This is a genomic window from Streptomyces sp. NPDC002276 (genome assembly GCF_053891435.1).
In genome coordinates, this window is record NZ_JBSFCQ010000016.1 from 153,516 (window position 1) to 178,890 (window position 25,375).

22 protein-coding genes and 1 tRNA gene are annotated in these 25,375 nt (G+C 69.1%); 14 read left to right on the plus strand and 9 right to left on the minus strand.

Going from position 1 to position 25,375, the window contains the following annotated elements; translation table 11 throughout:
- Positions 1-74 precede the first annotated feature (74 nt).
- The 5 genes from ACWIHT_RS34230 to ACWIHT_RS34250 all read left to right on the plus strand — a co-directional run bounded on the left by ACWIHT_RS34230 (position 75) and on the right by ACWIHT_RS34250 (position 8,851).
- On the plus strand, positions 75-1,406 hold the full coding sequence (locus tag ACWIHT_RS34230) for a hypothetical protein (protein WP_456172191.1): 1,332 nt from the start codon (positions 75-77) through the stop codon (positions 1,404-1,406).
- 26 nt (positions 1,407-1,432) lie between these two features.
- Positions 1,433-3,994, plus strand: coding sequence for a tetratricopeptide repeat protein (locus ACWIHT_RS34235; protein ID WP_456172192.1), 2,562 nt, complete (start codon positions 1,433-1,435; stop codon positions 3,992-3,994).
- Positions 3,995-5,347, plus strand: a complete 1,353-nt coding sequence (locus tag ACWIHT_RS34240; protein ID WP_456172193.1) for a PP2C family serine/threonine-protein phosphatase — start codon at positions 3,995-3,997, stop codon at positions 5,345-5,347.
- Between the two features lie 98 nt (positions 5,348-5,445).
- Positions 5,446-6,792, plus strand: a complete 1,347-nt coding sequence (locus ACWIHT_RS34245; RefSeq protein ID WP_456172194.1) for a vWA domain-containing protein — start codon at positions 5,446-5,448, stop codon at positions 6,790-6,792.
- Positions 6,793-6,853: 61 nt separating this feature from the next.
- Positions 6,854-8,851 (plus strand): FHA domain-containing protein, encoded by a 1,998-nt coding sequence (locus ACWIHT_RS34250; protein ID WP_456172195.1) that lies wholly within the window; start codon positions 6,854-6,856, stop codon positions 8,849-8,851.
- A 6-nt stretch (positions 8,852-8,857) separates the two neighbouring features.
- Here ACWIHT_RS34250 and ACWIHT_RS34255 read toward each other — a convergent pair whose 3' ends face one another.
- Complete coding sequence (locus ACWIHT_RS34255; RefSeq protein WP_456172196.1) at positions 8,858-9,823, minus strand: methyltransferase domain-containing protein; 966 nt, start codon at positions 9,821-9,823, stop codon at positions 8,858-8,860.
- Between the two features lie 103 nt (positions 9,824-9,926).
- Here ACWIHT_RS34255 and ACWIHT_RS34260 point away from each other — a divergent pair, with 103 nt between their 5' ends.
- Positions 9,927-10,331, plus strand: coding sequence for a globin (locus tag ACWIHT_RS34260; protein WP_456172197.1), 405 nt, complete (start codon positions 9,927-9,929; stop codon positions 10,329-10,331).
- 64 nt (positions 10,332-10,395) lie between these two features.
- On the opposite strand, the gene ACWIHT_RS34265 is transcribed toward ACWIHT_RS34260, so the two are convergent.
- From ACWIHT_RS34265 to ACWIHT_RS34300, 8 genes are all read right to left on the minus strand, one after another.
- On the minus strand, positions 10,396-11,064 hold the full coding sequence (locus tag ACWIHT_RS34265) for a hypothetical protein (protein ID WP_456172198.1): 669 nt from the start codon (positions 11,062-11,064) through the stop codon (positions 10,396-10,398).
- Entirely contained in the window at positions 11,061-11,474 is a 414-nt protein-coding gene (locus tag ACWIHT_RS34270) for an acyl-CoA thioesterase (RefSeq protein ID WP_456172199.1), read from the minus strand. The genes ACWIHT_RS34265 and ACWIHT_RS34270 overlap by 4 nt, the downstream gene beginning before the upstream one ends.
- Before the next feature lie 5 nt (positions 11,475-11,479).
- Positions 11,480-13,144 carry an energy-dependent translational throttle protein EttA gene (gene ettA, locus ACWIHT_RS34275; RefSeq protein WP_200715578.1) on the minus strand — a complete coding sequence of 555 codons (1,665 nt, stop codon included), beginning with the start codon at positions 13,142-13,144 and terminating at the stop codon, positions 11,480-11,482.
- A 145-nt stretch (positions 13,145-13,289) separates the two neighbouring features.
- On the minus strand, positions 13,290-13,907 hold the full coding sequence (locus ACWIHT_RS34280; RefSeq protein ID WP_456172200.1) for a hypothetical protein: 618 nt from the start codon (positions 13,905-13,907) through the stop codon (positions 13,290-13,292).
- Positions 13,908-13,963: 56 nt separating this feature from the next.
- Entirely contained in the window at positions 13,964-15,382 is a 1,419-nt protein-coding gene (locus ACWIHT_RS34285) for a Cys-Gln thioester bond-forming surface protein (protein ID WP_456172201.1), read from the minus strand.
- 288 nt (positions 15,383-15,670) lie between these two features.
- A complete protein-coding gene (locus ACWIHT_RS34290; protein ID WP_456172202.1) occupies positions 15,671-16,153 on the minus strand; it encodes a single-stranded DNA-binding protein in 483 nt (160 codons plus the stop codon).
- Positions 16,154-16,328: 175 nt separating this feature from the next.
- Positions 16,329-18,314, minus strand: a complete 1,986-nt coding sequence (locus tag ACWIHT_RS34295) for a GTPase (protein WP_456172203.1) — start codon at positions 18,312-18,314, stop codon at positions 16,329-16,331.
- Between the two features lie 3 nt (positions 18,315-18,317).
- Entirely contained in the window at positions 18,318-19,925 is a 1,608-nt protein-coding gene (locus ACWIHT_RS34300) for a dynamin family protein (protein WP_456172204.1), read from the minus strand.
- A 323-nt stretch (positions 19,926-20,248) separates the two neighbouring features.
- Here ACWIHT_RS34300 and ACWIHT_RS34305 point away from each other — a divergent pair.
- The 8 genes from ACWIHT_RS34305 to ACWIHT_RS34340 all read left to right on the plus strand — a co-directional run bounded on the left by ACWIHT_RS34305 (position 20,249) and on the right by ACWIHT_RS34340 (position 25,168).
- Positions 20,249-20,324 (plus strand) — tRNA-Arg (locus ACWIHT_RS34305).
- Positions 20,325-20,454: 130 nt separating this feature from the next.
- A complete protein-coding gene (locus ACWIHT_RS34310) occupies positions 20,455-21,489 on the plus strand; it encodes a tyrosine-type recombinase/integrase (protein ID WP_456172205.1) in 1,035 nt (344 codons plus the stop codon).
- A gap of 1,086 nt (positions 21,490-22,575) precedes the next feature.
- Positions 22,576-23,079 (plus strand): hypothetical protein, encoded by a 504-nt coding sequence (locus ACWIHT_RS34315; RefSeq protein ID WP_456172206.1) that lies wholly within the window; start codon positions 22,576-22,578, stop codon positions 23,077-23,079.
- A complete protein-coding gene (locus ACWIHT_RS34320) occupies positions 23,076-23,240 on the plus strand; it encodes a type II toxin-antitoxin system Phd/YefM family antitoxin (RefSeq protein WP_456172207.1) in 165 nt (54 codons plus the stop codon). Before ACWIHT_RS34315 ends, ACWIHT_RS34320 begins: the two co-directional genes overlap by 4 nt.
- Before the next feature lie 14 nt (positions 23,241-23,254).
- Positions 23,255-23,578, plus strand: a complete 324-nt coding sequence (locus ACWIHT_RS34325; RefSeq protein ID WP_456172208.1) for a hypothetical protein — start codon at positions 23,255-23,257, stop codon at positions 23,576-23,578.
- Positions 23,571-23,717 carry a hypothetical protein gene (locus ACWIHT_RS34330; RefSeq protein WP_456172209.1) on the plus strand — a complete coding sequence of 49 codons (147 nt, stop codon included), beginning with the start codon at positions 23,571-23,573 and terminating at the stop codon, positions 23,715-23,717. Before ACWIHT_RS34325 ends, ACWIHT_RS34330 begins: the two co-directional genes overlap by 8 nt.
- Positions 23,718-23,728: 11 nt before the next feature.
- Positions 23,729-23,905, plus strand: a complete 177-nt coding sequence (locus tag ACWIHT_RS34335) for a hypothetical protein (RefSeq protein WP_158711473.1) — start codon at positions 23,729-23,731, stop codon at positions 23,903-23,905.
- A 213-nt stretch (positions 23,906-24,118) separates the two neighbouring features.
- Entirely contained in the window at positions 24,119-25,168 is a 1,050-nt protein-coding gene (locus tag ACWIHT_RS34340) for an AAA family ATPase (protein ID WP_456172210.1), read from the plus strand.
- The last annotated feature ends 207 nt before the right edge of the window (positions 25,169-25,375 follow it).

A 25,375-nucleotide genomic window follows, 5' to 3' on the forward strand; every position in this document is an offset into this window, starting at 1 on the left:
GGACCGTCAACAACCGAACGGCACGGACACGGACACGGACCACCGACGGAACACAACGCAGCGAGAGGTGATCGATGGGCGTCACGGGACCCCCCGGGCCGGTAATGGACCGGGACGAGGTGGACCGTGCGCTGGCGCGGCTCGGCGCGGAGCACGAGGCCATCGAGACCTCGCTCCTCGCCCTCCAGGACCACGCGGGCCGCAGACTCCTCGAAGGCGCCGAGCTGACCGGCACGACCAAGGAGCGCTGGGCGACCACCGACGCGTCGATCACGCTGCTGTGGGCGTACTTCGACGCGTACACGGACGCGTTCCACGCCGCCCAGAGCATCCGTTCCCGGCGCCGCTGGTCCAACCGTGAGGACCTGGTCGAGCTGACCGAGCTGCTGCGCGGCGAGTCCGTGACGGTCGCCGGATCGACCACGGCGACCGCCAACGCCCCGACGCTGACGGGCGGTTCGAGCAAGCTCAGCCACCAGTTCTCGCTGAGCGCGCTGGTCGACGAGATGAACGACCTGTACGCGACCTCTCTCGACATGGTCGTCACCTCGGACGCGGTGTGGTCCGCGCTGCCCGCCCGGATCGATTTACTGGCCGCGGAGTTGCAGCGCACCCGGCAGCTCGCCCACTCCGTCGGCGTCCGCCCGGGCGAGCACCCGGCGGGCGACGACCTGGAGCGCATCACCACCACCCTGACCGAGCTGCGCGAGCGGGTCATCTCCGACCCGCTGGCCTTCTGGGTGCGGGCGCAGGGCAGTTCGGCACCCGGCGGCGGTCGACCGGACACCACGGTCTACGACCGGGAGGCGCGCGCACTGGAGGAGGTACGGCGGGAGATCGACGCCGTACTGACCGTCCGGCAGGACGCGGAGGCGCGGCTGGTGAAGCTGCGGGACGTGCTCTCGCGCGCGGACCGCACGCTCGCCGAGGCGCGCACCGCGCGCGGTGAGGTCCTCGCGAAGATCGCGGCCACGGAGGTGCCGGTCGTCAGCGGACCGCCGACCGTGCTCCAGGAGCAGCTGTCGACGGCCGCCGAGTACCGCAGACACGCCCAGTGGCACCGCCTTTCGCCGCTCCTGGAGTCCCTGGAGCAGAAGGCGGAGGACGAACTGCTGCGCGCCCGCGAGTCGTTGACGGCGGTCACCCAGCCGCTGGCGGTCCGCGCGGAGCTGCGCGGGCGGCTCGACGCGTACAAGGCGAAGGTCGCCCGGCACGGCCTCGCGGAGGACCCGTTCCTCATCGAGCGGTACGACGCGGCGCGCCGCATGCTGTGGAGCGCGCCCTGCGACCTGCGCGTCGCGGAACAGGCGGTGCTGCGCTACCAGCACGCCGCCGCCGAGCAGTTGAGCACTCCCCGGACCCTGCCGCAGGGCGGTCCCGAGGACCAGAGGGGGCCGGGCGCGTGAGTGACGAGGGAGAAGCGGGGTCGGTCATGAGTGAGGCACAGCGGAAGTGTCAGCGGCCCGGCTGCGAGGGGTCGTACGAGGACGTGGGCGACGGCGAGCTGTACTGCGACACGTGCGGTCTTGCGCCGGTGGTGGCGGCCAACGGGAAGCTCGGGTCGCCGCCCACCGGGATGACCGGCGGCAAGGGGGGCTCGCGGGGTTCGGGCAGCAGCAGTTCCCGTACCAGCAGCCGCAGTTCGCGTACGTCGTCGCAGTCGTCGAAGTCGCGGCGCTCGGTGTCGGGGCGGCTCTCGCGCTCGGTGTCGGGGCAGTCCACCGGCCGCTCGGTGTCGGTGCGCAGTTCCGGTTCGTCGTCGGCGTCCTCGACGCGCGGCCGGCTCGGGGTCGGTCTGGTGCAGGTGCCGGACGTGCCGCGGCCCGACCCGCGCGCGATGGTGCTGGAGAACCCGGAGGTGCCCGAGCGCAAGCGGTTCTGCTCGCGCTCGGACTGCGGTGCGCCGGTGGGGCGTTCGCGCGGCGACAGCCCGGGGCGCACGGAGGGGTTCTGCACCAAGTGCGGCAACCCGTACTCGTTCTCGCCCAAGCTGGCCGGCGGTGACGTCGTGCACGGCCAGTACGAGGTCGTGGGCTGTCTGGCGCACGGCGGACTGGGCTGGGTCTATCTCGCCGTGGACCGCGCGGTTTCCGACCGCTGGGTGGTGCTCAAGGGTCTCCTCGACACCGGCGACGAGGACGCGATGGCCGCCGCGATCTCCGAGCGGCGCTTCCTCGCCGAGATCGAGCACTCCAACATCGTGCGGATCTACAACTTCGTGGAACACCTGGACCAGCGGACGGGTTCGCTGGACGGGTACATCGTCATGGAGTACGTCGGCGGCAAGTCCCTCAAGGAGATCGCCAACGACCGCCGTACGGAGACCGGGAAGCGCGATCCGCTGCCGGTGGAGCAGGCCTGCGCGTACGGCATCGAGGCCCTTGAGGCGCTCGGCCATCTGCACAGCCGCAACCTGCTGTACTGCGACTTCAAGGTCGACAACGCGATCCAGACCGAGGACCAGCTCAAGCTGATCGACATGGGCGCGGTGCGCAGAATGGACGACGAGGAGTCGGCCATCTACGGCACGGTCGGCTACCAGGCGCCCGAGGTCGCGGAGGTCGGCCCGTCGGTGGCGTCCGACGTCTACACCGTCGGCCGCACGCTCGCCGTCCTCACCTTCGACTTCCAGGGCTACACGAACGTCTTCGTGGACTCGCTGCCCGACCCGGACAACATCGAGGTGTTCCGCCGCTACGAGTCGTTCTACCGGCTCCTGGTGCGTGCCACCGACCCGGACCCGGCCCGCCGGTTCGCCTCCGCGCAGGAGATGGCCGAGCAGCTGACGGGGGTGCTGCGGGAGGTCGTCTCGCTCCAGACCGGCCGCGCCCGCCCGTCCCTGTCCACCCTGTTCGGGCCCGAACTCAAGGTCACGGACACGGAGTTGTTCCCGAAGCTGGACGAGGACGTGTCGCTGCTGGGGGCGCGGGTGGTGCGGCCCCGGAAGAAGGCAGGCACCCGCGTCGATGCCGCGCTGCCCGCCGCCGCGCCGCGTCCCGCCGTCACCGCCGCCGCCAACGGGTCGGCCAATGGGTCGGCGGGTGCCACCCCGGACCTCGTCAAGCAGGTCGACTCGCCCGCCGTGGCGCTCGCCCTGCCCGTGCCGCACGTCGACCCGACCGACCCCAACGCGGGCTTCCTGGCCGGGCTGATGACGACCGCGGCGGCCGAACTGCTCGGCGCCCTCGCGTCCGCGCCCTCGCCGTCCGTGGAGACCCGGCTGCGGCAGATCAGGGCCTGGCTGGAGAACGGCGACTCGTACACCGCGCTGGAGGCCCTCGCGAAGCTGGAGGACGAGCGGCCCGACGACTGGCGGGTGGTCTGGTACCGGGGCGTGGCAGCCCTCGCGACCCGCGACTACGAGGCCGCCGCGCTGTCCTTCGACGCGATCTACGACGCCTTCCCGGGCGAGCCCGCGCCGAAGCTGGCGCTCGGCCTGTGCGCCGAGGTGCTGGGCCAGCTGGACAACGCGGCCGAGTACTACCGGCTGGTGTGGTCGACCGACCCGAGCTATGTGAGCGCGGCCTTCGGCCTGGCCCGCGTCCAGCTCGCGACCGGCGACCGCGCGGGCTCCGTACGGACGCTGGAGTCGGTGTCGGAGGCCTCGATCCACTACACGGCCGCGCGGGTGGCCGCCGTACGGGCGCGGCTTCGGCGGCGGACCGCGACGGCGGGCGACACGCCGTTCCTGGACGATCTGACCGCGTCCGCCGGACAGGTGGAAGCGCTGGAGGGATACGGTCTGGACGCGGTCCGGCGCGAGCAGTTGTCGGCCGAGGTCCTCGGCTGCGCCCTCGACTGGATACTCTCCGGAGGCCAGGGTTCCGTGCCGCCGACACGGCCGGAACTGCTCGGCAACGAGCTGGACGAGCGGGGACTCCGCTTCGGCCTGGAGCGTTCGTACCGCACGCTGGCCCGGCTGGCGCGGGGCGGCGAGGAGAGGATCGACCTGGTGGAACGTGCCAACCGTTACCGCCCCCGGACGTGGGTGTAGTTGATGTCCCAGATGCCCCAGCCGAAGGCTTTGTCGACGTGTCCGAGCTGTGAGGAACCGCTCGAATCGGGTGACCGCTTCTGCGGTGCGTGCGGGTACGACCTGTCGGCCGCGCCCGCGCCGCCGGACGACCACCCGACGCTGACCATGAACGGCGCGGGATCACTCCTTCCCGAGGAGGCCACGGACGTGAACTGGCCCGTGGTCCCCCAGCCGGAGGGCCCCGAGACCGCGCCGACGGTCCATCTGCCCACCGACCTGGCGGGCACCGACTCGGGCGGCACCCCGCTGCCGTCCAACTCCCCGCCGCCGCCCACCGGTTCACCGGTCTCCCCGGCCACGGGCGTACGGTTCGACCGGCCGCCGGAGCCCGACGAGTACCCGTTGCAGGCGCCGGACCCGCGGGTCGCCGCCGATCTGGCGACCCCGGCCGAGGGCACCAAGGTGTGCGTGGCCTGCCGGTCGGGCCGGGTCGACCCGGACGGCTACTGCGAGAACTGCGGGCACGCCCAGCCCCGCGAACGCGACCACATGGAACAGGAGTCGGGCCCGCTCGCCGCGGTCAGCGACCGCGGGCTGCGCCACCATCGCAACGAGGACGCCTTCGCCGTAGGACAGTGCGTGCTGCCCGACGGGGCGCCCGCGCTCGTCGCGGTCGTGTGTGACGGGGTGTCCTCGGCGACCCGGCCGGACGCGGCCTCGCTGGCCGCGTCGCGGAAGGCCGGCGAGTCGCTGCTGGCCGCGCTGCCGCAGGGCACGCATCCGCAGCAGGCGATGCACGAGGCGATCATCGCGGCCTCGCACGCGGTCAACTCCCTTGCCGAGGAGCCCGCGACGGCCCGCGAGCACGCCCCGCACCAGAACGCGCCGGCCTGCACCCTGGTCGCCTCCGTCGTCACCCCGGCGCTGCTCGTGGTGGGCTGGGTCGGCGACAGCCGCGCCTACTGGATCCCGGTGGACCGCAGTTCACCGCCGGCCCGGCTCACCGAGGACGACTCGTGGGCGGCCCAGATGGTCGCCGCGGGCCTGATGAGCGAGGCGGAGGCCTACGCCGACGAGCGCGCCCACGCGATCACCGGCTGGCTCGGCGCGGACGCGTACGAACTGGAGCCGCACACCGCTTCTTTCAAACCGGACCGGCCGGGTGTAGTGGTGGTGTGCACGGACGGCCTGTGGAACTACGCGGAGTCGGCCGAGGAGATGGCCGAGGTCGTACCCCCCGATGCCATGGTCCGCCCACTGCACAGCGCCCAGGTCCTGGTCGGTCACGCGCTGGACGGCGGGGGCCACGACAACGTAACAGTGGCCGTCGTGCCGTTCCCGGCCCCGCCGCAAGGGGCAGTAATCGGCTGAGGCCGCATAAACGGGGACGGTCTCGGACCGGAGGGGACCGGTCCGCTCATAGTCATCGCCCCATCCAGGTGGGGCACTTGAGGGGGATCAGAGTAGGCATGGCCAATTTCTCGAAGTCGAACGTGCCGCAGTTCTCGGTGGACGTGTACCAGAACGAGTACCTGCCCGAGGGCGGCCGGGAGGTCAACGCGATCGTCACCGTGACCTCGACCGGCGGCGGCACCGTGGGGAGCGCGGTCGCCGCGCCCCATCTGTACTCGCCGGGTCAGGGCCCGGACGCGGCCGTGGCGATCATGGTCGACTGCTCGGGGTCGATGGACTACCCGCCGACCAAGATGCGCAACGCCCGGGACGCCACCGCCGCCGCGATCGACACCCTGCGCGACGGGGTGCACTTCGCGGTGATCGGCGGCACGCACATCGCCAAGGAGGTCTATCCGGGCAACGGGCGGCTCGCGGTCGCCGACGCCACCACCCGCGACCAGGCCAAGCAGGCGCTGCGCAAGCTGAGCGCGGGCGGCGGCACCGCGATCGGCACCTGGCTGCGGCTCGCCGACCGGCTGCTGTCCTCGGCGGACGTCGCCATACGCCACGGCATCGTCCTCACCGACGGCCGCAACGAGCACGAGGCGCCCGAGGACCTGAAGGCCGCCCTCGACGCCTGCGCCGGACGCTTCACCTGTGACGCCCGCGGAGTCGGTACCGACTGGGAAGTGAAAGAAGTCACAGGGATCGCCTCCGCGCTGCTCGGCACCGCCGACATCGTCGCCGACCCGGCCAACCTCGCCGCCGACTTCACGAAGATGATGGAGACGGCGATGGGCAAGGAGGTCGCGGACGTCGCGCTGCGGCTCTGGACGCCGGTGGGCACGGCCATCAAATTCGTCAAGCAAGTCGCGCCCCAGGTACAGGAGTTGACCGACCGCCGCACCGAGGCGGGCCCGCGCGCCGGGGACTACCCCACCGGGTCCTGGGGAGACGAGTCCCGTGACTACCACGTGTGCGTCGAGGTCCCCGAGGCCGGCGTCGGCCAGGAGATGCTCGCCGCCCGGGTCTCGCTGGTCGTCCCGCAGCCCGACGGAACAACCCAAAACCTGGGCGCCCAGGGGCTGGTGAAGGCCGTATGGACCGACGACATGGTGGCGTCGACCTCCATCAATCCGCAGGTCGCGCACTACACCGGCCAGGCCGAACTGGCGCAAGTCATCCAACAAGGGCTGGATCTCCGCAAATCGGGCGATGTCGATGGAGCAACGGCCAAACTGGGACGGGCCGTTCAGCTCGCCAGCGTCTCCGGAAACGCGGATACTGCGAAACTGCTTGCGAAGGTGGTGGACGTGGTCGATGCCGCGGCGGGTACTGTGCGACTGAAGGCGAAGGTCGCGGAGGCCGACGAGATGACCCTCGAAACACGGTCCACAAAGACTGTTCGTGTAAAGAAGTGACCTAGCCCAGACAACTTCGTGAGACCCAGAACGACCCTGTGAGAAAGGGGGACGAGCCGACATGCCGACCTGCCCGAACGGACACCAGTCGGGTTCCGACGACTGGTGCGAGGTCTGCGGTCACCGCATGGCCGGTGCCGTACCCCCGCCCCCTCCCCCGCCGCCCGGCGGCGGCTACGGCTTCCCGCCGCCCGCGCGCCCGAACTCCGAGGCGGAGCTCTGCCCGCAGTGCCGTACGCCCCGTGAGGGCGGTGCGCCGTTCTGCGAGGAGTGCCGGTGGAACTTCCTCACCAACACGGCCACGTCGTACACCCCGGCGGCCCCGCGCCCGTCGAACCCCGGCCCGAGCCCGGCGGCCCGCTTCCAGCAGCCGCCGCCCGGTCCGACGTACGGCGGTGACTCCTTCGACTACCAGGGCTCGCGCCCCTCACAGATGAACCGCCCGGCCGAGCCGATACCCCCGTTCGGCAACGAACCGACGAACCGGTCGGGGAGGCCGGGGGGTGCGGGTGGGCCCGGAGGGCCTGGTGGTCCTGGTGGTCCTGGTGGTCCTGGTGGTCCGAACGGCCCCGGTGGATTCGGTGGCGAGCGGCAGCAGGGTGGGCCGGGCAGTCCCGGTGGCCCGGGCGGCGCGCAGGGCTTCGGCGGCGAGCGGCAGGGCGGTCCCGGTGGCCCCGGTGGCCAGGGTTCGCAGGGCTTCGGCAATGAGCGGCAGGGCGGGCCCGGCGGCCCCGGCGGCTCGCAAGGTTTCGGCAACGAGCGGTCGGGGGGCCCCGGCGGTCCGTCGGGCTTCGGCGGGGAACGCCAGGGTGGCGGTCCCGGTGGCCCGTCGGGCTTCGGCGGCGAACGCCAAGGCGGGCCGGGCGGGCCGGGCGGCACTTCAGGTTTCGGCGGGGAGCGTCAGGGCGGTGGCCCCGGCGGTGCGTCGGGCTTCGGCGGGGAACGCCAGGGTGGCGGTCCCGGTGGCCCCTCGGGCTTCGGCGGCGAGCGGCAGGGTGGCGGTCCCGCGCCCTTCGGCGGCAACGACCCGGCCGGTCCGCCGCGACCGTTCGGCAACGACCCCTCCGGTCCGCCCCCTCCCCCGCCCTTCGGCAACGAGGCGTCCGGTCGGCGGCCGTTCGGAAACGAGCAACCCCCGGGCCCCGGCGGCCAGTTCGGCAACGAGCGCCCCGGTCAGGGCGACTTCGGCGGTGGCCGCCCCGGCGCCTTCGGCGGCGAGCGGCAGGGCGGTGGTCCCGGCGGCCCCGGCGGTGCGCAGGGCTTCGGCGGCAACGACCCGGCCGGTCCGCCGCGGCCGTTCGGCAACGAGCCCTCGAACCCGCAGGGTCCCCCCAACTTCGGTCCCGACCCCTCGCGGCCGGTCCCGCCGCCGCCCGGCCCGACCCCGGGGCAGACAAGTGGCGCCCCGCAGGCGTTCCAGCAGTCCGCCCCGTCGGCCCCGCCCGGGTTCCCGCAGGAGACGAGCCGTCCGCAGCAGGGCGGCCCGTCCTTCGGTGGCGGTGACGACGACTGGGTGATCTCCCCGCCGACCCCCGGCTCCCCGGGCGGTCCCGGTGGCCCCGGCGGTCCCGGACAGGGCGGTGGCGGCTACGGCTACCCGCAGCCCGGTTCCACCCAGGCCCCGCCCCCGCCCCGCCCGGCGTACCAGCAGCCGACGACCTGGCTGGCGACGATCGGTCCGGACCGCGAGTACTTCATGGCGATGATGCAGCGCTCGGGCCCGGAGGCCGCGGGTCTCAACCTGCCCGCGTACTCCCCCGAGCAGCAGCGCCAGATGACCGGCAACCAGATCACCATCGGCCGCCGCCGGCACTCCACCGGTGAGTCCCCCGACATCGACCTGTCGGTGCCGCCGGAGGATCCGGGCGTCTCGCACCAGCACGCGGTACTGGTCCAGCAGCCGGACGGCAGCTGGGCGGTCGTCGACCAGAACTCGACGAACGGTACGACGGTCAACGGCGGCGAGGAGCCCATCCAGCCCTTCGTCCCGGTGCCGTTGCAGGACGGGGACCGGGTGCACGTCGGCGCGTGGACGACGATCACGGTCCGCCGGGGCTGACAGACGTCATGGGAGGGGCCAGCTGTACGGCCCCTCCGGATCGTCCAGCCACGCCCGCACCCGGCCGTCGGCGACCGTGACGCCGTAGCGCTCGCGTCCCGGTCTCCCTTCGCGCTCCCACAGCTCGTGCGCGTCCTGCGGGTCGAGGGTGCCGTGGGTGAGGGTGAGCAGGAAGCGGAGGAGTTCGTGGTCGCCTGACCGGTGCGGGATCTCGTCCGCCGGAGCGGGCCCGGTGCCGCGCAGGGGCACGAAGTACGCGGCCGTGTCCAGGAAGCTGCCCTCGGCGTGCTCCGCGTCCCGCACGGTGAGCGCGATCAGTCCGGTGGCGAGCGGGGCCAGGACGCGGGCGCCGGGACCGCACTGGGCGAGCCAGGCGGGCGGCACCGACGGCAGGGCGCAGGTCGCGATGATCCGGTCGTAGGGGGCGTGTTCGGGGACTCCGCGGGCGCCGTCGCCTGTGACGACTCTCGGGCGGTACCCGGCGTCGGCGAGATGGGTGCGCGCGGACTCGGTGATCTCCGGTTCCAGGTCGACTGTGGTCACCAGGCCGTCGCCGAGCCGGTGGGCGAGCAGCGCCGCGTTGTAGCCGGTGCCCGCGCCGATCTCCAGCACCCGGCTGCCGTCCGTCACCCCCAGCTCGACGAGCATCCTGGCCATCAGCGAGGGCTGGCTGCTGGACGACACCAGTTCCCCGTCGCGCAGCCGGGTGGCCAGCGGGGCGTCGTCGTACACCCCGCGCAGCCAGCGCTCCCGGACGCTCGGGTCGGCGCTCCCGCCCCACAGCCGCTCGTAGCCGCCGGCGGCACCGACGTAGTAGTACGGCACGAAGAGATGCCGCGGCACCGCCTCGAACACCGCCCGCCACCCCGGGTCCGTGTCCCACGCCCCGCTCAGCCCGATCCGCCGCACCAGCTCCGCCCGCGCGGGACCGGCCACGGCGTCCAGTTCCCTCCCGAGAGCGTGCGCACCCATACGTCCACTGTCCTGCGGTCGGGCCGGGGAGGCGAGCGGTCCGCTCCTCGGCCAAGGTCCTAAGTCCGAAGTCCTCCGCCACGGCGTCTGAGACCATGGGGGCGTGAAAGAGATTCGGCGCGGCACGCTTCAGGAGCAGACCTTCTACGAGCAGGTCGGCGGGGAGGAGACCTTCCGTCGGCTCGTTCACCGTTTCTACGAGGGTGTCGCCGAGGACCCGCTGCTGAAGCCCATGTATCCGGAGGAGGACCTGGGCCCGGCCGAGGAGCGCCTGACCCTCTTCCTGATCCAGTACTGGGGCGGTCCCACGACGTACAGCGACAACCGCGGCCACCCTAGGCTGCGGATGCGCCACGCCCCGTTCCAGGTCGACCGGGCCGCGCACGACGCCTGGCTGAAGCACATGCGGGTCGCCGTCGACGAGCTCGGCCTGTCCGAGGAACACGAGCACACGCTGTGGAACTACCTGACGTACGCGGCGGCTTCGATGGTGAACGCAGAAGGCTGAGGCCTGGAGGGTTGAGCACGGTGGGCTGAACGCCCTTTGCCGCGCGGGGAGTTGAACGGCGCGCTCAGCGCACGCTGACGCCGAGTGCGCCGACTCCCGCCCTGCGGACGGCAATTGAGCCGTACGGCGTGCGCAGCCGGAGCCACGCGCCGGACGAGAAGAGGCCCGACTCCCCGCCGGGGCGCAGGAATCCGAGCGACTGGGCGGCGTGCACGGCGCGCACCGGCAGCGAGGTCTCCCCGACCGTCCGGGACCAGATCTCCCGCCCTATGCGGTCGAGTTCGGTGCGCGTACGGCCTTCGGGCGCCAACTCCTGTGTACGGGACCGGAATTCGGCGACCCCGGCGGCGATCATCCCGCGCAGTGCCTGCGGTTCCGGCAGCCCGGACTCGGGGGACCAGCCGCCGCGCGGCGGCAGTACTCCGGCCCACGGCGGGCCGGTCACCGCGGCCGGTACCCGGGCCGTGGCCGCCGACTCGTCGAGGGATTCGAGGAGTTCACCGGCGGAGACGGTCACGTCGAGCGTGTCGTCGAGGCCGTTCTCGTACGGCTTGGCGAGGCGCACCGCGCGGATGGCGAGCACCTCGAAGGACGGCGGGCGCCCGAAGACGGCGAGGGCCGTGCCGGCTGCCTGGAGGCGGACGGCGGCGGCGCGGTCGTAGTGCAGCAGCCGGGAGAGGAAGGCCGCGAGGTCCGCCGCCTCCCCTTCGTCGGCGAGATGGAGGACCGTCATGCGGCGACGGCCTCCTCCTCGGCGTCGTCCCGGTATCCCTCCAGGAACTCGCGTTCCTCGGCGGTGATCCGGCGCGGTCGTTGTGCCTCGAAGTCGAACGGCACTATGACCGTGGCGGCCCGGACGTAGACCTGGTCGCCGTCCTTCACCTCGTAGGCGATGGTGAAGGACGCCGCCCTGATCTCGGTGACCCACAGCTCGATGTCGACCGGGTGGTGCCGGTGGACGAGCTGGCGTTTGTAGTCGATCTCGTGGCGCGCCACGACCGAGCCCTGCTTGAAGTCCTTGTCCGGGCGGAACAGGAAGTCGATACGGGCTTCCTCCAGGTAGCGGAGGAAGACCACGTTGTTGACGTGGCCGTACGCGTCCATGTCCGCCCAGCGCAGTGGGCAGCGGTAGATGTGGCGCAAGAAGATCAGCCCCGGGTCAGCTTCTTGTAGGTGGCGCGGTGCGGACGCGCGGCGTCCGGGCCGAGCCGCTCGACCTTGTTCTTCTCGTAGGACTCGAAGTTGCCCTCGAACCAGAACCACTTGGAGTCACCCTCGTAGGCAAGGATGTGCGTGGCCACCCGGTCCAGGAACCAGCGGTCGTGGGAGACGACCACGGCCGCACCGGGGAACTCCAGGAGCGCGTTCTCCAGCGAGCCCAGGGTCTCGACGTCGAGGTCGTTCGTCGGTTCGTCGAGGAGCAGGAGGTTGCCGCCCTGCTTGAGGGTGAGCGCGAGGTTGAGGCGGTTGCGCTCACCGCCGGAGAGGACTCCGGCCGGCTTCTGCTGGTCGGGGCCCTTGAAGCCGAACGCGGAGACGTAGGCGCGGGACGGCATCTCGACCTGGCCGACGTTGATGTAGTCCAGCTCGTCCGAGACGACGGCCCACAGCGACTTCTTGGGGTCGATGTTCTCGCGGCTCTGGTCGACGTACGAGATCTTGACGGTCTCGCCGACCTTGATGGAACCGGAGTCCGGCGTCTCCAGGCCCTGGATCATCTTGAAGAGGGTCGTCTTGCCAGCGCCGTTCGGGCCGATGACGCCCACGATGCCGTTCCGCGGCAGCGTGAAGGAGAGGTCGTCGATGAGGACCTTGTCGCCGAAGGCCTTGGAGAGGTTGCTGACCTCGACGACGATCGAGCCCAGGCGCGGGCCCGGCGGGATCTGGATCTCCTCGAAGTCCAGCTTCCGCATCTTGTCCGCCTCGGCGGCCATCTCCTCGTAGCGGGAGAGTCGCGCCTTGGACTTGGCCTGACGCCCCTTGGCGTTCGACCGCACCCAGTCCAGCTCCTCCTTCAGACGCTTCGCGCGCTTGGCGTCCTTCTGTCCCTCGACCTTGAGGCGGGAGGCCTTCTTCTCCAGGTAGGTGGAGTAGTTGCCCTCGTAGGGGTGGGCGCGGCCGCGGTCGAGTTCGAGGATCCACTCGGCGACGTTGTCCAGGAAGTACCGGTCGTGGGTGACGGCGACGACGGTGCCGGGGTACTTCGCGAGGTGCTGCTCCAGCCACTGGACGGACTCGGCGTCCAGGTGGTTGGTGGGCTCGTCGAGGAGCAGCAGGTCGGGGGCTTCGAGCAGCAGCTTGCAGAGCGCGACGCGGCGGCGCTCACCGCCGGAGAGGTTGGTGACGGGCCAGTCGCCGGGCGGGCAGCCCAGGGCGTCCATGGCCTGCTCCAGCTGGGTGTCCAGGTCCCACGCGTTGGCGTGGTCCAGGTCCTCCTGGAGCTTGCCCATCTCGTCGAGGAGGGCGTCCGAGTAGTCGGTCGCCATCAGCTCGGCGACCTCGTTGAAGCGCTTGAGCTTGCCCATGATCTCGGCGGCGCCGTCCTGCACGTTCTCCAGGACGGTCTTCGACTCGTCGAGCGGGGGCTCCTGGAGCAGCATGCCGACGCTGTAGCCGGGCGACAGGAACGCGTCGCCGTTGGAGGGCTGCTCAAGGCCCGCCATGATCTTGAGAACGGTGGACTTACCGGCACCGTTAGGTCCGACCACACCGATCTTCGCGCCGGGCAGGAAGCTCAGCGTCACATCGTCAAGGATGACCTTGTCGCCGTGCGCCTTGCGCGTCTTGCGCATGGTGTAGATGTACTCAGCCAAGAGAAACCGTCCGGCAGCTTGAAATCTGGAGTGGGCAGATGTAGTCCATACTGCCTGACCCCTGGCCCTCGGGGGAAACGCGTATGGGCAGGGGGGCTGTGAGCTGGGGGTTGGCCATCGACGGCGGCGCCCGGTCCGGCGGGAACTACACCGGCTTGCCCTCAGTGCCGTGCCACGGCCCGTAGTCGAAGCCGTTGCCGACGTACCAGTCCAGCCTGGTGCCGCTGCAGACACCGCTGTGGACGTCGAGGAAGTCGTAGTCGACGGCCTTGATCGACTTCTTGGGGAAGGTCACCGATATCTCGGTGGTGACGGTGCCCCGTGCGGGGATCGTGCCCAGGGACAGGGTCGTGGAGTTCCACAGCGGCAGTGAGTCGTTGGTCTTCTTGTTCCAGTGCAGGCTCATCTTGTGCCAGTGGCCGTTGCCCACGCGCCACTGCACGAGCGGGGCGGGCCCGCGGTTCCGCATGAGGTTGCCCAGGGCGAAGACGTAGGTGGCCTTGGGCAGGGTCACGGACTCGGTGTTGTGCACCCGGAGGCGGGCGTGCAGCGCCACGCCTGCGCGGGTTGCCGTGGGCACCGCCGACCCGGCGGCGTCGGAGACGGAGACCGCTCCGTATCTGCACGTGTACGCCGCTGCCGAGGTCGTCGGCGTCGTCGCGGCCCGCGGCTGGGCGGCTTCGGCCGTGACGGTCCCGGGCACGGCGCCGAGCAGACCGGTCGCGATCATCACGACCGCTCCACGGCGAACGGTGAGCTTCATCAGTGGTTCCCCCCACATTCGGTGTCGATGGTGTTGCGTGCCGCTGCCGCTACCGCTCAGCCCTGCTGTCCGGGCTTGCGGTCGCGCAGCAGGATCAGGGCCGTGGCGCCGATGCCGACCAGGCCGAGGGCGACGACCGTGATCATCGGGGTGATGGCGGAGCCGCCCGTCTCGGCGAGGTTGGTGTCGACGGAGGTGCCGCCCACCGTGGCGGGGCTGGGCTCGCTGAGCGTCTGGGTCACGGTGCCGCCCGCGTCGCTCTGCGTCCGGCAGTCGAGGACTCCGGCGAACCGCTTCGCGTAGCCGTGCGGTGCCGTGATCGTGAAGTCGTACGCCTGGTCCTCCTGGAACGGGATCGTCACCGTCTGGGAGGTCCCGGCGTCGATGCCGTGCTCGACGCCCAGGAGATCGAAGGTGAACGTCTCGTCGCCCTCGTTGGCCGCCGTGATGTCCACGCCGCCCGCGGCACAGTTCTTCCGTGCCGACAGTGCCGGTATCGCCCCCGTCTTCGCCCAGTCCGCGTCGGCGGCGGCGGAGACCGTCGACTCGCTGGAACCGGCGAGGATCTGTGTCTGGCTCCTGTTCTCGGAGGTGAAGGCCCGGCCGACGGGCACGGTGGTGGAGGCCTGCACGGTCAGCTCGGCCGATCCGTCCGCCGTGTCCTCGGGCACGTCGAAGAACACCTGGCTGCCGTCCGCCGCGGACGTCACGACCTTGCCGTCCTTGTCGACGATCCGCACCCCGGTCGTGACGGCGTCCGCGGGCGGTGTCAGCGTCACCCCGTTCGCGTTGGTGTGTACCGTCACCGGGCCGAGCCGCTCGCCGGGGTGGCCGGAGACCGCGGGCGGGTCGAGGGTCAGCGAGGCCTGCGGCTCCGCGACGTCACGCGCGCTCTTCTGCAAGTAGTCCGCGAGCTTCTCCGCCTGCGGGTCGACCGCGTCGACGTCGGCGCCGTCCGAGTAGCGCCAGATGGCCACCTGGGTGCCGGCCGCCGCGTCGCTCTCGGTCAGGCCCTTGGTGCCGGCCTTCGCGGAGAGCGCGGCGAGGTCGTTCACCTGCGGGTAGGAGTGCTGGAGGATCCAACGGATCTTTCCCGCGCTCTTGTTGGTGCCCAGCGAGGTCCCGCTCCACGCGGTCTCGTGGTACTTGGCGTCGCGCTGGGTGGGGTTCCGGAGATCGACGCAGTACGTCTGTAGGGTGCCGCCGCCGTCCACGGACATCTCGAACAGGCCCGCGGAGACCTGCACATCGCCGCCGCCGGCGTCGTGGATCACGGCGTCGCCGTATGCCTTGAGTCCGCCTATCGTGGCCGTCGCCCCGCCCTGGGTCTGCGGGGTCTCGTCGGCGAAGGCCGGGCCCGCGCCGGCCAGCACACCGGCGGCGACGAGTCCGCACGCCCAGGTCGCGGCGACGAAACGCACGACGCCCCGGCCACCTGGTGACAGCGCGGAGAAGACAGACAACGCAGAAGACACGGAATTCCCCTTCGAGCAGGACCCATGGGCGTGGGGGGCGTGGCGTGGTCCCACCAGCAGAATCTGTAGCGCCGAGAGCTGTGCCCGAGCTATGTCCGGCATCCTAAGGAGGCGGGCACACCCCGTTCTCCAGTCGGGTGATCCGATAACCGTTCCGAATCGGAATCGTTATCGCCAAGATCACCCGCGAGCATGGCTTATCGACAAATCCACCGAGTCATTCGGAACGCATTCATCGATAAGCCACGGACAAGCCGTAGTTCGATCAGCTCGGGGCATTCACTGACATCACGCCACCGCGACGGGCTCGGCCTGTCGGTGCCGGTCCGGTTGCCCGGAGACGTCGGCGGAATCACCGGCCGGGGTCTCCCAGTCGGGCTCGGGCCGGGGCGGGGAGGCCGCCGTGTCGGGCCTGTTGGCCCGTCGGAAGGCCGAGGTGCCGCGCGCCAGGTCGTGGCCGATCGCCACGGCGTCGAGGTCCGTCCAGGAGCGGTTCGGCTGCCCCTCACGAGCCTCCTCGCGCACCTTCAACCGACCCTGGACGACGACCGGGTCACCGACCGTCAGCGACGCGGCCACGTTCGTGGCCAGCTGTCGATTGGCCCACACCGTGAAGAAGTTGGTGTGGCCGTCCGTCCACGCGCTCTTCTCGCGGTCCCAGTAACGCGAGGTCACCGCCAGCCGGAACCGTGCCGACGGTCCCGCCGCCAACTCCCGGTACACCGGCGGTGTCGCCACGTTGCCCACCGCGCAGACCATGGTCTCGTTCATCGCGCATCCCTCCCTGACCCGGCCGCGCAGGCCGGGCGGAAACGCGTACGGGCCCGTCCCGTACGGCTGCGATCAGACTGCCTCCGCCGGGCCGGACCCGCTGAGCGCTGTGCACCACCGCCCACCTGTGGAAAACCTCATCACCCGGACGAGGGAACGACGTTCGGACCGAGGTTCACCCGGCCCCGACCCCCGCACCAGTGACCCGCCCGTACTGCTCCCGCACCTCCCGGTACCGCAGCAGCTCGGCGGCCAGCGGATCGAGCACCCGCGCCCGGCCGCAGCCCGCCGCGGCCTCCCGCAATCGCCGCTCCGCGTCGAGGCCGTAGCGTCGGGCGGGGCCGCGGGCCGCCATCCGGCAGCTCCACTCGACGAGCGGGCCGCCGATGATGCCGGCCACCATCAGCAGCACCGGCACTCCCAGGTTCGGCGCCATGAACCCGATGATCTGGCCCAACAGCCAGAGCCCGCCGACGACTTGGAGGATCGTCATGGACGCCTGCGCCAGTACGGCCGCGGGCCACCACCCCGGCCGTGGCGGGCGCCCCACGGGCAGCCCGGCCCGCGCCGCCAGCTCGTCCAGCGCCTCGGGCAGCCCCTGCGCCCCGCGTACGGCCGCCTCCCGCACCGCCTGCGCCCACGGCGCGGGCAGCCCGCCGGAGGCCCGGTCGGCGACCGTGCGGACCGCCTGTTCGACGCGCTGGCGTGCCGTGGCCTCCTCGTCGGCCTGGGCGCGGACGGGCAGCCGTCCGGTGGTCGGTTCGCGCCGGTCGTTGTACCAGCGCCACAGCCGCAGCCAGGGCGTGCCGCAGGCCCGGTTGGCGTTGCGCAGCCAGGCGCGTTCGGCCGCCTCGCCCGCCGCGGTGGCGCCCACCGAGTCCGCGAGCCGCGCGGCGAACTCGTCCCGCGCCTCCTCGCTGAGCCCGGTGCGCCGCCCCGTCGCGTAGACGGGCCGCAGCCGCCAGGCCGCCGCGTCAACATCGGCTGAAATTCGCCGTGCGGCCGCTCCACGATCCGCCACGAACTGGCCCAAAACCTCGCGCAGTTCGGGGATGCCGTCGCCGGTGAGCGCGGACAGGGAGAGCACGGTCGCGCCCGGTTCGCCGTACTCACCGAGGGCGATCCCGTCCTCGTCGAGCAGGCGCCGAAGATCGTCGAGGACCTGATCGGCGGCCTCCCCGGGGAGCCGGTCGATCTGGTTGAGGACGACGAACATGACCTCCGCGTGGCCCGCCATCGGCCGCAGATAACGCTCATGGAGGATCGCGTCGGCGTACTTCTCCGGGTCGACGACCCAGATGACCGCGTCGACGAGCGCCAGCACCCGGTCGACCTGCTCGCGGTGCGCGACGGCCGCCGAGTCGTGGTCGGGCAGGTCCACCAGGACGAGCCCGCGCAACTGGGCCTCCATCTCGGCGCTCTGAAGGGGGCGCCTGCGCAGCCGTCCCGGGATGCCGATCCGGTCGATGAGGGTGGCCGCGCCGTCGCTCCAGCTGCACGCGATAGGCGCGGCGGTGGTGGGCCGTCGTACGCCCGTCTCCGAGATGGCCACTCCGGCGAGCGCGTTGAAGAGCTGCGACTTGCCGCTGCCGGTGGCGCCCGCGATGGCGACCACGGTGTGCTGCCCGGAGAGCCTGCGCCGCGCGGCGGCCTCGTCGAGCACCCGCCCCGCCTCCGCCAGGGTCCCGCTGTCGAGGCGGGTCCTGGAGAGCCCCACCAGTTCGCGCAACGCGTCGAGACGGGACCGTAGCGGCCCGTCGTACGCCAAGGGGGCCGGGACCTGGGCGGGGTGCGCGGCCTGCTGCCCCCGGGAGGCCCTGATCTCCACGGCGGCGGCCTGCTGCGCGGCGGTGGTCTCGTTGACCCGCCGCGCGATGAGTCCGTCGTCCCAGGAGCCGGTCGCCTCCTCGGAGTCAGTGGAATTCGTCGGGTTCGCCGGGTCCACGGCCGCCTTGGATTCCGTACGACCGGCGGTGTCGGCCCGCACGCGCGCGTGGCCGTCGGTGTCCTCCTGGTCGCCGATTTCCCGGGCGTCCTCTACGGGAGGAGGGTTTTCGGGGCGCGCGTCCCTGGCGTCCGCGTCGCGGCCGTTGTCGGCATGACCGGCATGATCCGCGTGGTCCATCTCGTCCGTGTGGTCCTGGTCAGTGACGGCAGTCACCGGTCACCTCTCCTTCTGAAGTACGGACAGCGCGGCGATGAGTTCGGCCTGGGGTTCGGGGTGCACGTCGAGGGCGTCGAGCGGGGCGAGCCGGCGTTCGCGTTCGGTGTGCACGACCCGGTCCAGGTGGTCGTTGAGCAGCCGTCCGGCCCGGTCGCGCAGCCGCAGCGCCCCGTGCGCGCCGATCCGCTCGGCGAGCCCCTCCCCCGCGGACCGGGCCCTACGGCCGCCAAGCAGCGCGGTGGCGACGAGGGCGGCGACCACCTCGGGGTCGGGCGCGATGCTCCGGTCGAGGTCGGCGACCTCCTCCTCGGCGTACTCCTCCAGCTCGCGCCGCCACCGCCGTACGGCCATCCCGATGCGGTGCTCGGCGCTCTCCAGCGAGGGATCGCGGTCGGCGAGCTCCGGGGCGCCCGCGGCCGGTTCGCGGCGCCAGGCGTCGTCGACGCGCTCGTCGGCGGCCGTGACGGCGCACAGCAGCAGCGCGGCGAGGCTTTCGGCGAGGGCGTCGAGGAGTTCACCGGCGGAGCAGTCGAGCGGGAAGGCGCGCCAGCGCTTCAACGCGTCCCCGGCGAGCACGGCCCCGCCCTGCAAACGGCCTCGCACGCGCGCGTGCTCGCTGTCGTAGGCCCCGTCGACGGCGGCCGTGAGCCGTAGCGCGGCGGCGTACTGGGCGGCGGCGGCACCGGCGAGTTCGGGCATCCGCGACTTGAGCGAGTCGAGGACGCCGTAGGCCGTGCGGGCCATGGACTGGTGCCGGGCGCCGGGGTCCTGGGCCTGCTGCACGAGCCAGCTGCGCAGGGTCGCCACGGCGCTGGCCGGGAGCAGCCCGCCGCCCCAGGCGGACTCGGGGAGTTCGGGCACCGTGAAGCGCGGTACGTCGCCGAGGCCGGCCTTGGCGAGCAGGGCGCCGTACTGCCGGGACACCTCGGACACCACTTGGTGGGGCACCCGGTCGAGGACGGTCACCAGGGTCGCGTTGTGCTCCTTGGCGCTGCGCAGCAGATGCCAGGGCACGGCGTCGGCGTAGCGGGCGGCCGTGGTGACCATCACCCAGATGTCGGCCGCGCAGATCAGTTCGGCGGCCAGCACCCGGTTGTCGGCGACCAGGGAGTCGATGTCGGGCGCGTCCAGGAGGGCGATTCCGCGCGGGAGGGAGTCGGCGGTCTCGACCCGCAACACGCGCATACCGTCCTCACCGGGGAGGAGCAACTCGTCCCCCGGGTCCTGATGGGGCACCCACGCGCGCGTGAGGTCGGGCAGTACGCGCATCCCGCTGAACCAGTGATGGTCCTCCGGATGGCAGACCAGCACCGGTGTGCGGGTCGTCGGGCGCAGCACGCCGGCCTCGCTGACCCTGCGCCCCACAAGGGAGTTGACGAGCGTCGACTTGCCCGCGCCGGTGGAACCGCCGACCACCGCCAGCAGGGGCGCTTCGGGCTCTTTCAGGCGGGGCACCAGATAGTCGTCGAGCTGGGCGAGCAGTTCGTCGCGGTTGGCACGCGCGCGTGGAGCCCCCGCGAGGGGCAGCGGGAAGCGTGCGGCGGCGACACGGTCGCGCAGGGCGGAGAGTGCGTCGAGCAGCTGAGGCCGTACGTCCAAGGTCACCACATGTGAAGAATGCCCAATTTTGGGGGAATTCTGAAGCATATGAGCATGCCTGCGCGCCGACGGAACACAACGGACGGAAGGGATGACTGGGGCAAGGGCACAGTCCAGGCATAACGAGTGCACAACACCCGTGGCGCCGGGCACCAAAAGCGATGCACGATTCGTACCTGCCTGCGATTATCAGGACCGCTTCACCGAACCTCCACATCGAGCCACGGAGGGGAAGCAACAGGGACAAGGACCCGGGAGCCCTATCCTTGTCCCCGGCAACGTCACGGACCGGCCCACACCCGGGCACACCACGACCGAGGCCACCACACCCGGCCCCCGTAGCTCAGTGGATAGAGCAGGCGCCTTCTAAGCGCTTGGCCGCAGGTTCGAGTCCTGCCGGGGGCGCCATTGAGTCTCTGACCTGGGGTTATGGGTCAGAAGGATCACCGAAAGCCGCGTGACTTACCTACCAGACTCGGTTAGGTAAGGCGCCTAGCGGATTGCACCTTGCCTAGCCCGGACACCAGGGAGTCACCCCGTGTCGGCACAGGCCAAGAAGTCACCTCTCAGGGCATCTCAGGGAACGGCCAGGAGCACAGCACTCCGCGTCATCCCCTCCGACCCGGACCAGTCAGAGGCCAGGCAGGCCACAGCCCAGGACTACGCAACTCACCTCAGGGCCAGCAACAACAAGCACGGTCGGCCCTACACGGAGAAGACGGTCACGGCGTACACCAAGGCAGTCCGAGCCCTTGACCAGTGGATGAGCCGAGAGGGAATGGAAGAGGACTTCACCAGCGTGGGCACCGCCACGCTGAACCTGTTTTTCAGGGCGTACTACGAGAGCCACAACCAGGGCGGGACCAACACCGTTCAGAGGAACTTGCGCCCCTTCTTCACGTGGATGGAGGAGGAGCACGACATGACCAATCCCTACCGGGACAAGAAGCTCCAGAGGTACGCCCCTCCCAAGGCAGGCAAGCCACAGACTCTCTCCGCCGACTTCGTCACCGACCTGTTGAAGGTGACCGGCAACGGCCACCCCCGAGTGAGGGAGTTCGAGAAGCTGAGGGACCACGCAATCATGAGGGTCCTGACAGAGGGACTGCGGGCAGAGGAGTTGCTGACGCTCAGGCTGGATTCCCTCGACCTGTCACAGGGGTTGGCTCAGGTGGTTCCACTGAAGGACGCCAGGAGTACGGGAGAGGGCAGGGTCATTCCCCTCCAGCCCCGTACGGTGATTGCCCTCACGCGCTACCTGAGGGCCAGGGAACCCCACAAGATGAGCAAGGGTCAGGATCTTTGGCTCGGTACCCGGAACAGGTCTCGGCTCACGTACTCAGGTCTCTACCGGATGCTCAACAGGCGGGCACAGGAAGCCGGTTACGAAGGATGCCACCCACACCAGTTCAGGCACACAGCCACAGACGACATGCTCTCTGCCGGAATGAGCGGTGAGGACGTGATGACCATTCAGGGATGGAAGGACCCCACCATGCTTCGGAGGTATGCGGCAGACATGGCGGTGAGTAGGGCTGTGAAGGCTGCACGGAAGATGGGTGACAGGTACTGACCCTGACTGGCTGAGAGGCTTCGAGAGGGCCCCTGGCGACGTAGCCAGTGGGCCCTTTCTCGTACCTGGGGAGTAGGATGGTGATAGTTCCTGTCATACCCGAGGATGATCTTTGAAGGAATTCAAGACCGCAGCCTGTCTCAGGGGTCGAGTCGGGGGCCTCTATATAAGTAGAGGGTAGTTCTCCTCGATACGCGGTGGTTGGTCTCCACGTGGTGGTGGATGAAGGGTCCTGGTTGGCTTCGGCTGGCCGGGGCTTTTATTTTTCCCGCAGGTGGACCAACACAGCCACCACAGAAGGTACCCGACAGTGCCCGGCCGATGTCAGTCCCGTGGCATAGAATAGGCACTGAAGAAGTTCACCGGACTCCAGGAAACTCCGAGAGCCCCTGATGCTGTCCGGCTTCTTGTTCCACGCCGAGTCTCAGTTACTCGTTTTCGCGACTGACCACCCACGCCATGGCACCCCCCATACTGCGGTCCTGACGGCATGCAGTATGCACGGCAGCTCTTTTTTTCAGCACGGTCTGACCAACATTCCCCCAGCAGCGGGCAGGGCTACGACGCCCTGCCGCACCCCACTAACCACGAAGGAGACAGCTATGTCTCGACGTCACTACGTAACGCTTCCCGACCACTCGTATCGATGCGTGTCCTGCCGACAGGAGTTCAGCACCCGCGAGGAGTTGGGCAGGCACTACAGCCCTAGAGGCAAGTGCAAGCACCCGATAGCCATGGGCCTGCATCTCGACATCCAGGTAAGCCAGTACCGATGGACCAGCAACAAGCCCGAGAGTGCCCCTGGATGGCTTTCTAAGGCCGCGTGAGGCCGAGCAAGTATCAATACATCAGAGCCGCAGGGATGGGCGACCAGAAGCCCGTACAGGCACATTCACGGGCCCGAGCGATCGGGCCTCACACCACCACTACCAAGGAGCAATCCACATGACTAAATGCGTAATGGACGGATGCACAGAGCAGGGCGAGACAGTCACGCTCAGACAGATATCCGGGGCACCTTCAATGACCCTGTGCCCCGCTCACCGCTGGGACTTCTTCTGGGATCGGAAGCGAGAAGCCCGAGACATGGCTACCGCTATCAGCGAGGCCAACCCGGAGATGAACCACACCCCCGGATTCACGTACATCATTCGACTGGCCAACGGGAACGTGAAGATCGGCACCACCAATCGACCCAAGCCTAACCAGGTGAAGCGGCTGAAAGACCTGAGCGATAAGCGAAATCAGAACATGCCTGTCCAGGTACTAGCACTCATGAGTGGTGGTGAATCCCTTGAGGCCCTAGTTCAGGACCAATGGAAGCATGACCGAGTACAAGGCCAGATGGAGCAGTTCTATCCCTACGCACCGCTACTCGAATGGGCTGAGCGGCAGGGGATTGACCCTGCCGTCAGCGACTTTGATGACTACGTGATCGGGAAGCACAAGCGGGGTTCCGTGAGTGAGTACGCACAAGAGATGCGGGGCCACATCGGAGATGAGCCGATGCCGTTCCGTGCCGCTTCACCCGCAGCAGAGAAGTTCCTGACCGACAAGCTCAACAACAACGAAGGAGAAGAACAGCAGTGAAGATCGCAGCAAGTGAAGCCAAGGCAGTTCTCGGCAGTCTCGTACGAGAGGCAGAACAAGGACAGACCATCGAGCTAACCCGATATGGGAAGGCCGCAGCAGTCCTCATCTCCGCAGAACGATACGAGCGACTGACACGAAACCTGATGGAAGACAACTGAGCGGGGAGGAATGTATGGCATACCGAAGAAGAAAGAACCTACTGCCGTCCATCGCGGCAGTACTGGAGTCCATGGGAGTACGAGCCTGGATACATGAGGGCCGCGTCTATCACGACGGACCGGACGAACTGAGAGACGAGATAGGCAACGCAATCGAGAGAGTCCGGCCGACAGGGGTTAGGGAGTCTGCTCTGTTCTTCGGAGCGGTTCTCGTGGTGGCTATGGACCGAGGCAACTTCACCCGCGCTGATATCAAGAGCCTGGATGACTTGGGCTACGGCAACGCTAACTATCTGCTCGAACGACTGGAGAAGCTGAAGGAGATTGAGAGTGACTGAGCGAATCACAGAGCTGTGGAGTGAATACCTGGAGAGTGGCGGTGAGGCACTCCCACTGTTGAAGCTCCTCATAGATGAGGCATGGCAGGAACTCACAGCAGACGACGCCGACGAACTGAGAAGGTTCCTGAGTTACTGAGAGGAGACGACATGTACTCCGAGGGAATCAAGGGAAGGGAACACAAGCTCATCTGTTCTGACTGCGGCGAGGCATTCAGCTTCCGGATTGAGATGCACAAGCACCAGGACCCCAAGCTCAAGCAGTGCCCAGGGGTGTTCTGGTCGAGAAGGTACACAGCCACTACCGGCATAGCCAGAGGGAAATGAGAACCCCGAGCCGGCTGAACCTTTCAGAATAGCTAGCTGACTGAGTTTCTTTGGTAGGGAGCCTGCGCCGATTGACGGCTACGGCTCCCTGCCATGGATGCTCAGACATCCGAACTAACCAGCCTCCCAATAACACCGAGTCGATTGGATGAAGGCTATGGGTACGACAGGCAACTACTACAGGTGGACGAAACAACAGAACGGAGATAGTGGATGTTCGACAAGACGAGATACGCGGGCAAGAAGCTGGGTGACCTGGTGAAGACCGCGAACAAGTTCCTGATTGAGGATCTGATCCACGGCAAGATAACGATGCTCTACGCACGACCCAAGGTGGGTAAGTCTCTGCTCGCCATGTCTGCCGCTATTGCACTCTCTGAGGGAACCGACTGGCTTGGCCGAAAGGTGGAACAGAAGTTCGTCGGTTACTGGGCAATGGACGGTGGCCAGGCCGACGAGATGCGAGAGAGGTTCGAAGACCTGGGCAGTGACACAGGGTCCGAAGTAGTCGTGTTCGACAGGAAGCCGGAAGACACCGACGAATGGTGGGACGGCTGGATCGATTACCTGGCCGACGAGGTGGAGGTTCTGTTCATCGATAACCTGCTGGCACTCAAGCCTGGCGATGTGTCCGTGAATGACGACGCATCTATGGGTGCCATCTTCGAGCGCATCGGGGCAATCGTCAGCCGAGGGATTGCAGTGGTTGTCATCCACCATGCACCGAAGATGAGCGAGGACATTCTGAAGACGCGCACACCCATGGGTAGCACCATCATCGAGTCGTCTGTCCGATACCTGATCCGAGCCGAACGAGATTGGGAGAAGAACTCTGCACTTGTCACCCTGGTTGCTGGCGGCAACGCAGGAGCAGCCAAGGAATTCCAGGTTGCCCTTTACCCGAAGGGAATGGGTAACGATGGAGCCTTTGTGACACTGCTCGAAGAGAGGCTGAATGGAGACATCCCCGAGGATGAAACCATGGAACAGGCGCTAGAGCGAGCCCGTATGGAACTCCGGAAGAAGCAGGGTCAGGCCAAGCCCGCAGAGCGTAAGCAGCAGGAGCGAGACGGTGACAATGTCTCCAGGGTGGTCGACTATCTGAAGAACAACGCCGAGCCGGTTAACCAGGGCACCATCCGTGAGGCGACAAAGATGAGTAACACCAAGCTGAGGGGTGTACTCGCAACACTGGAGAAGGACGGCAAAGCCAAGCAGACCAAGGGTGCCGGTAATGCTGTGCTGTGGGAACTGACTGCCTAAGCCTCTGTCTGTTCGTGTCTGTCTGTCTGTTCCCCCCACGATATATAAGGCAGACAGACAGACATCTGCCATCTATATCTTCCCCCCGAGCGGAGTGATCCAGGTAGGCACAGCTCCGGGCAAGGGCCCTGCGCTGCGCTTGGAGCGGGGAGAAGGAGAGGGCGGGGGAAAGGAGAGGCGTAGCCCTTGCGAAGTCTCTCCCTCGCA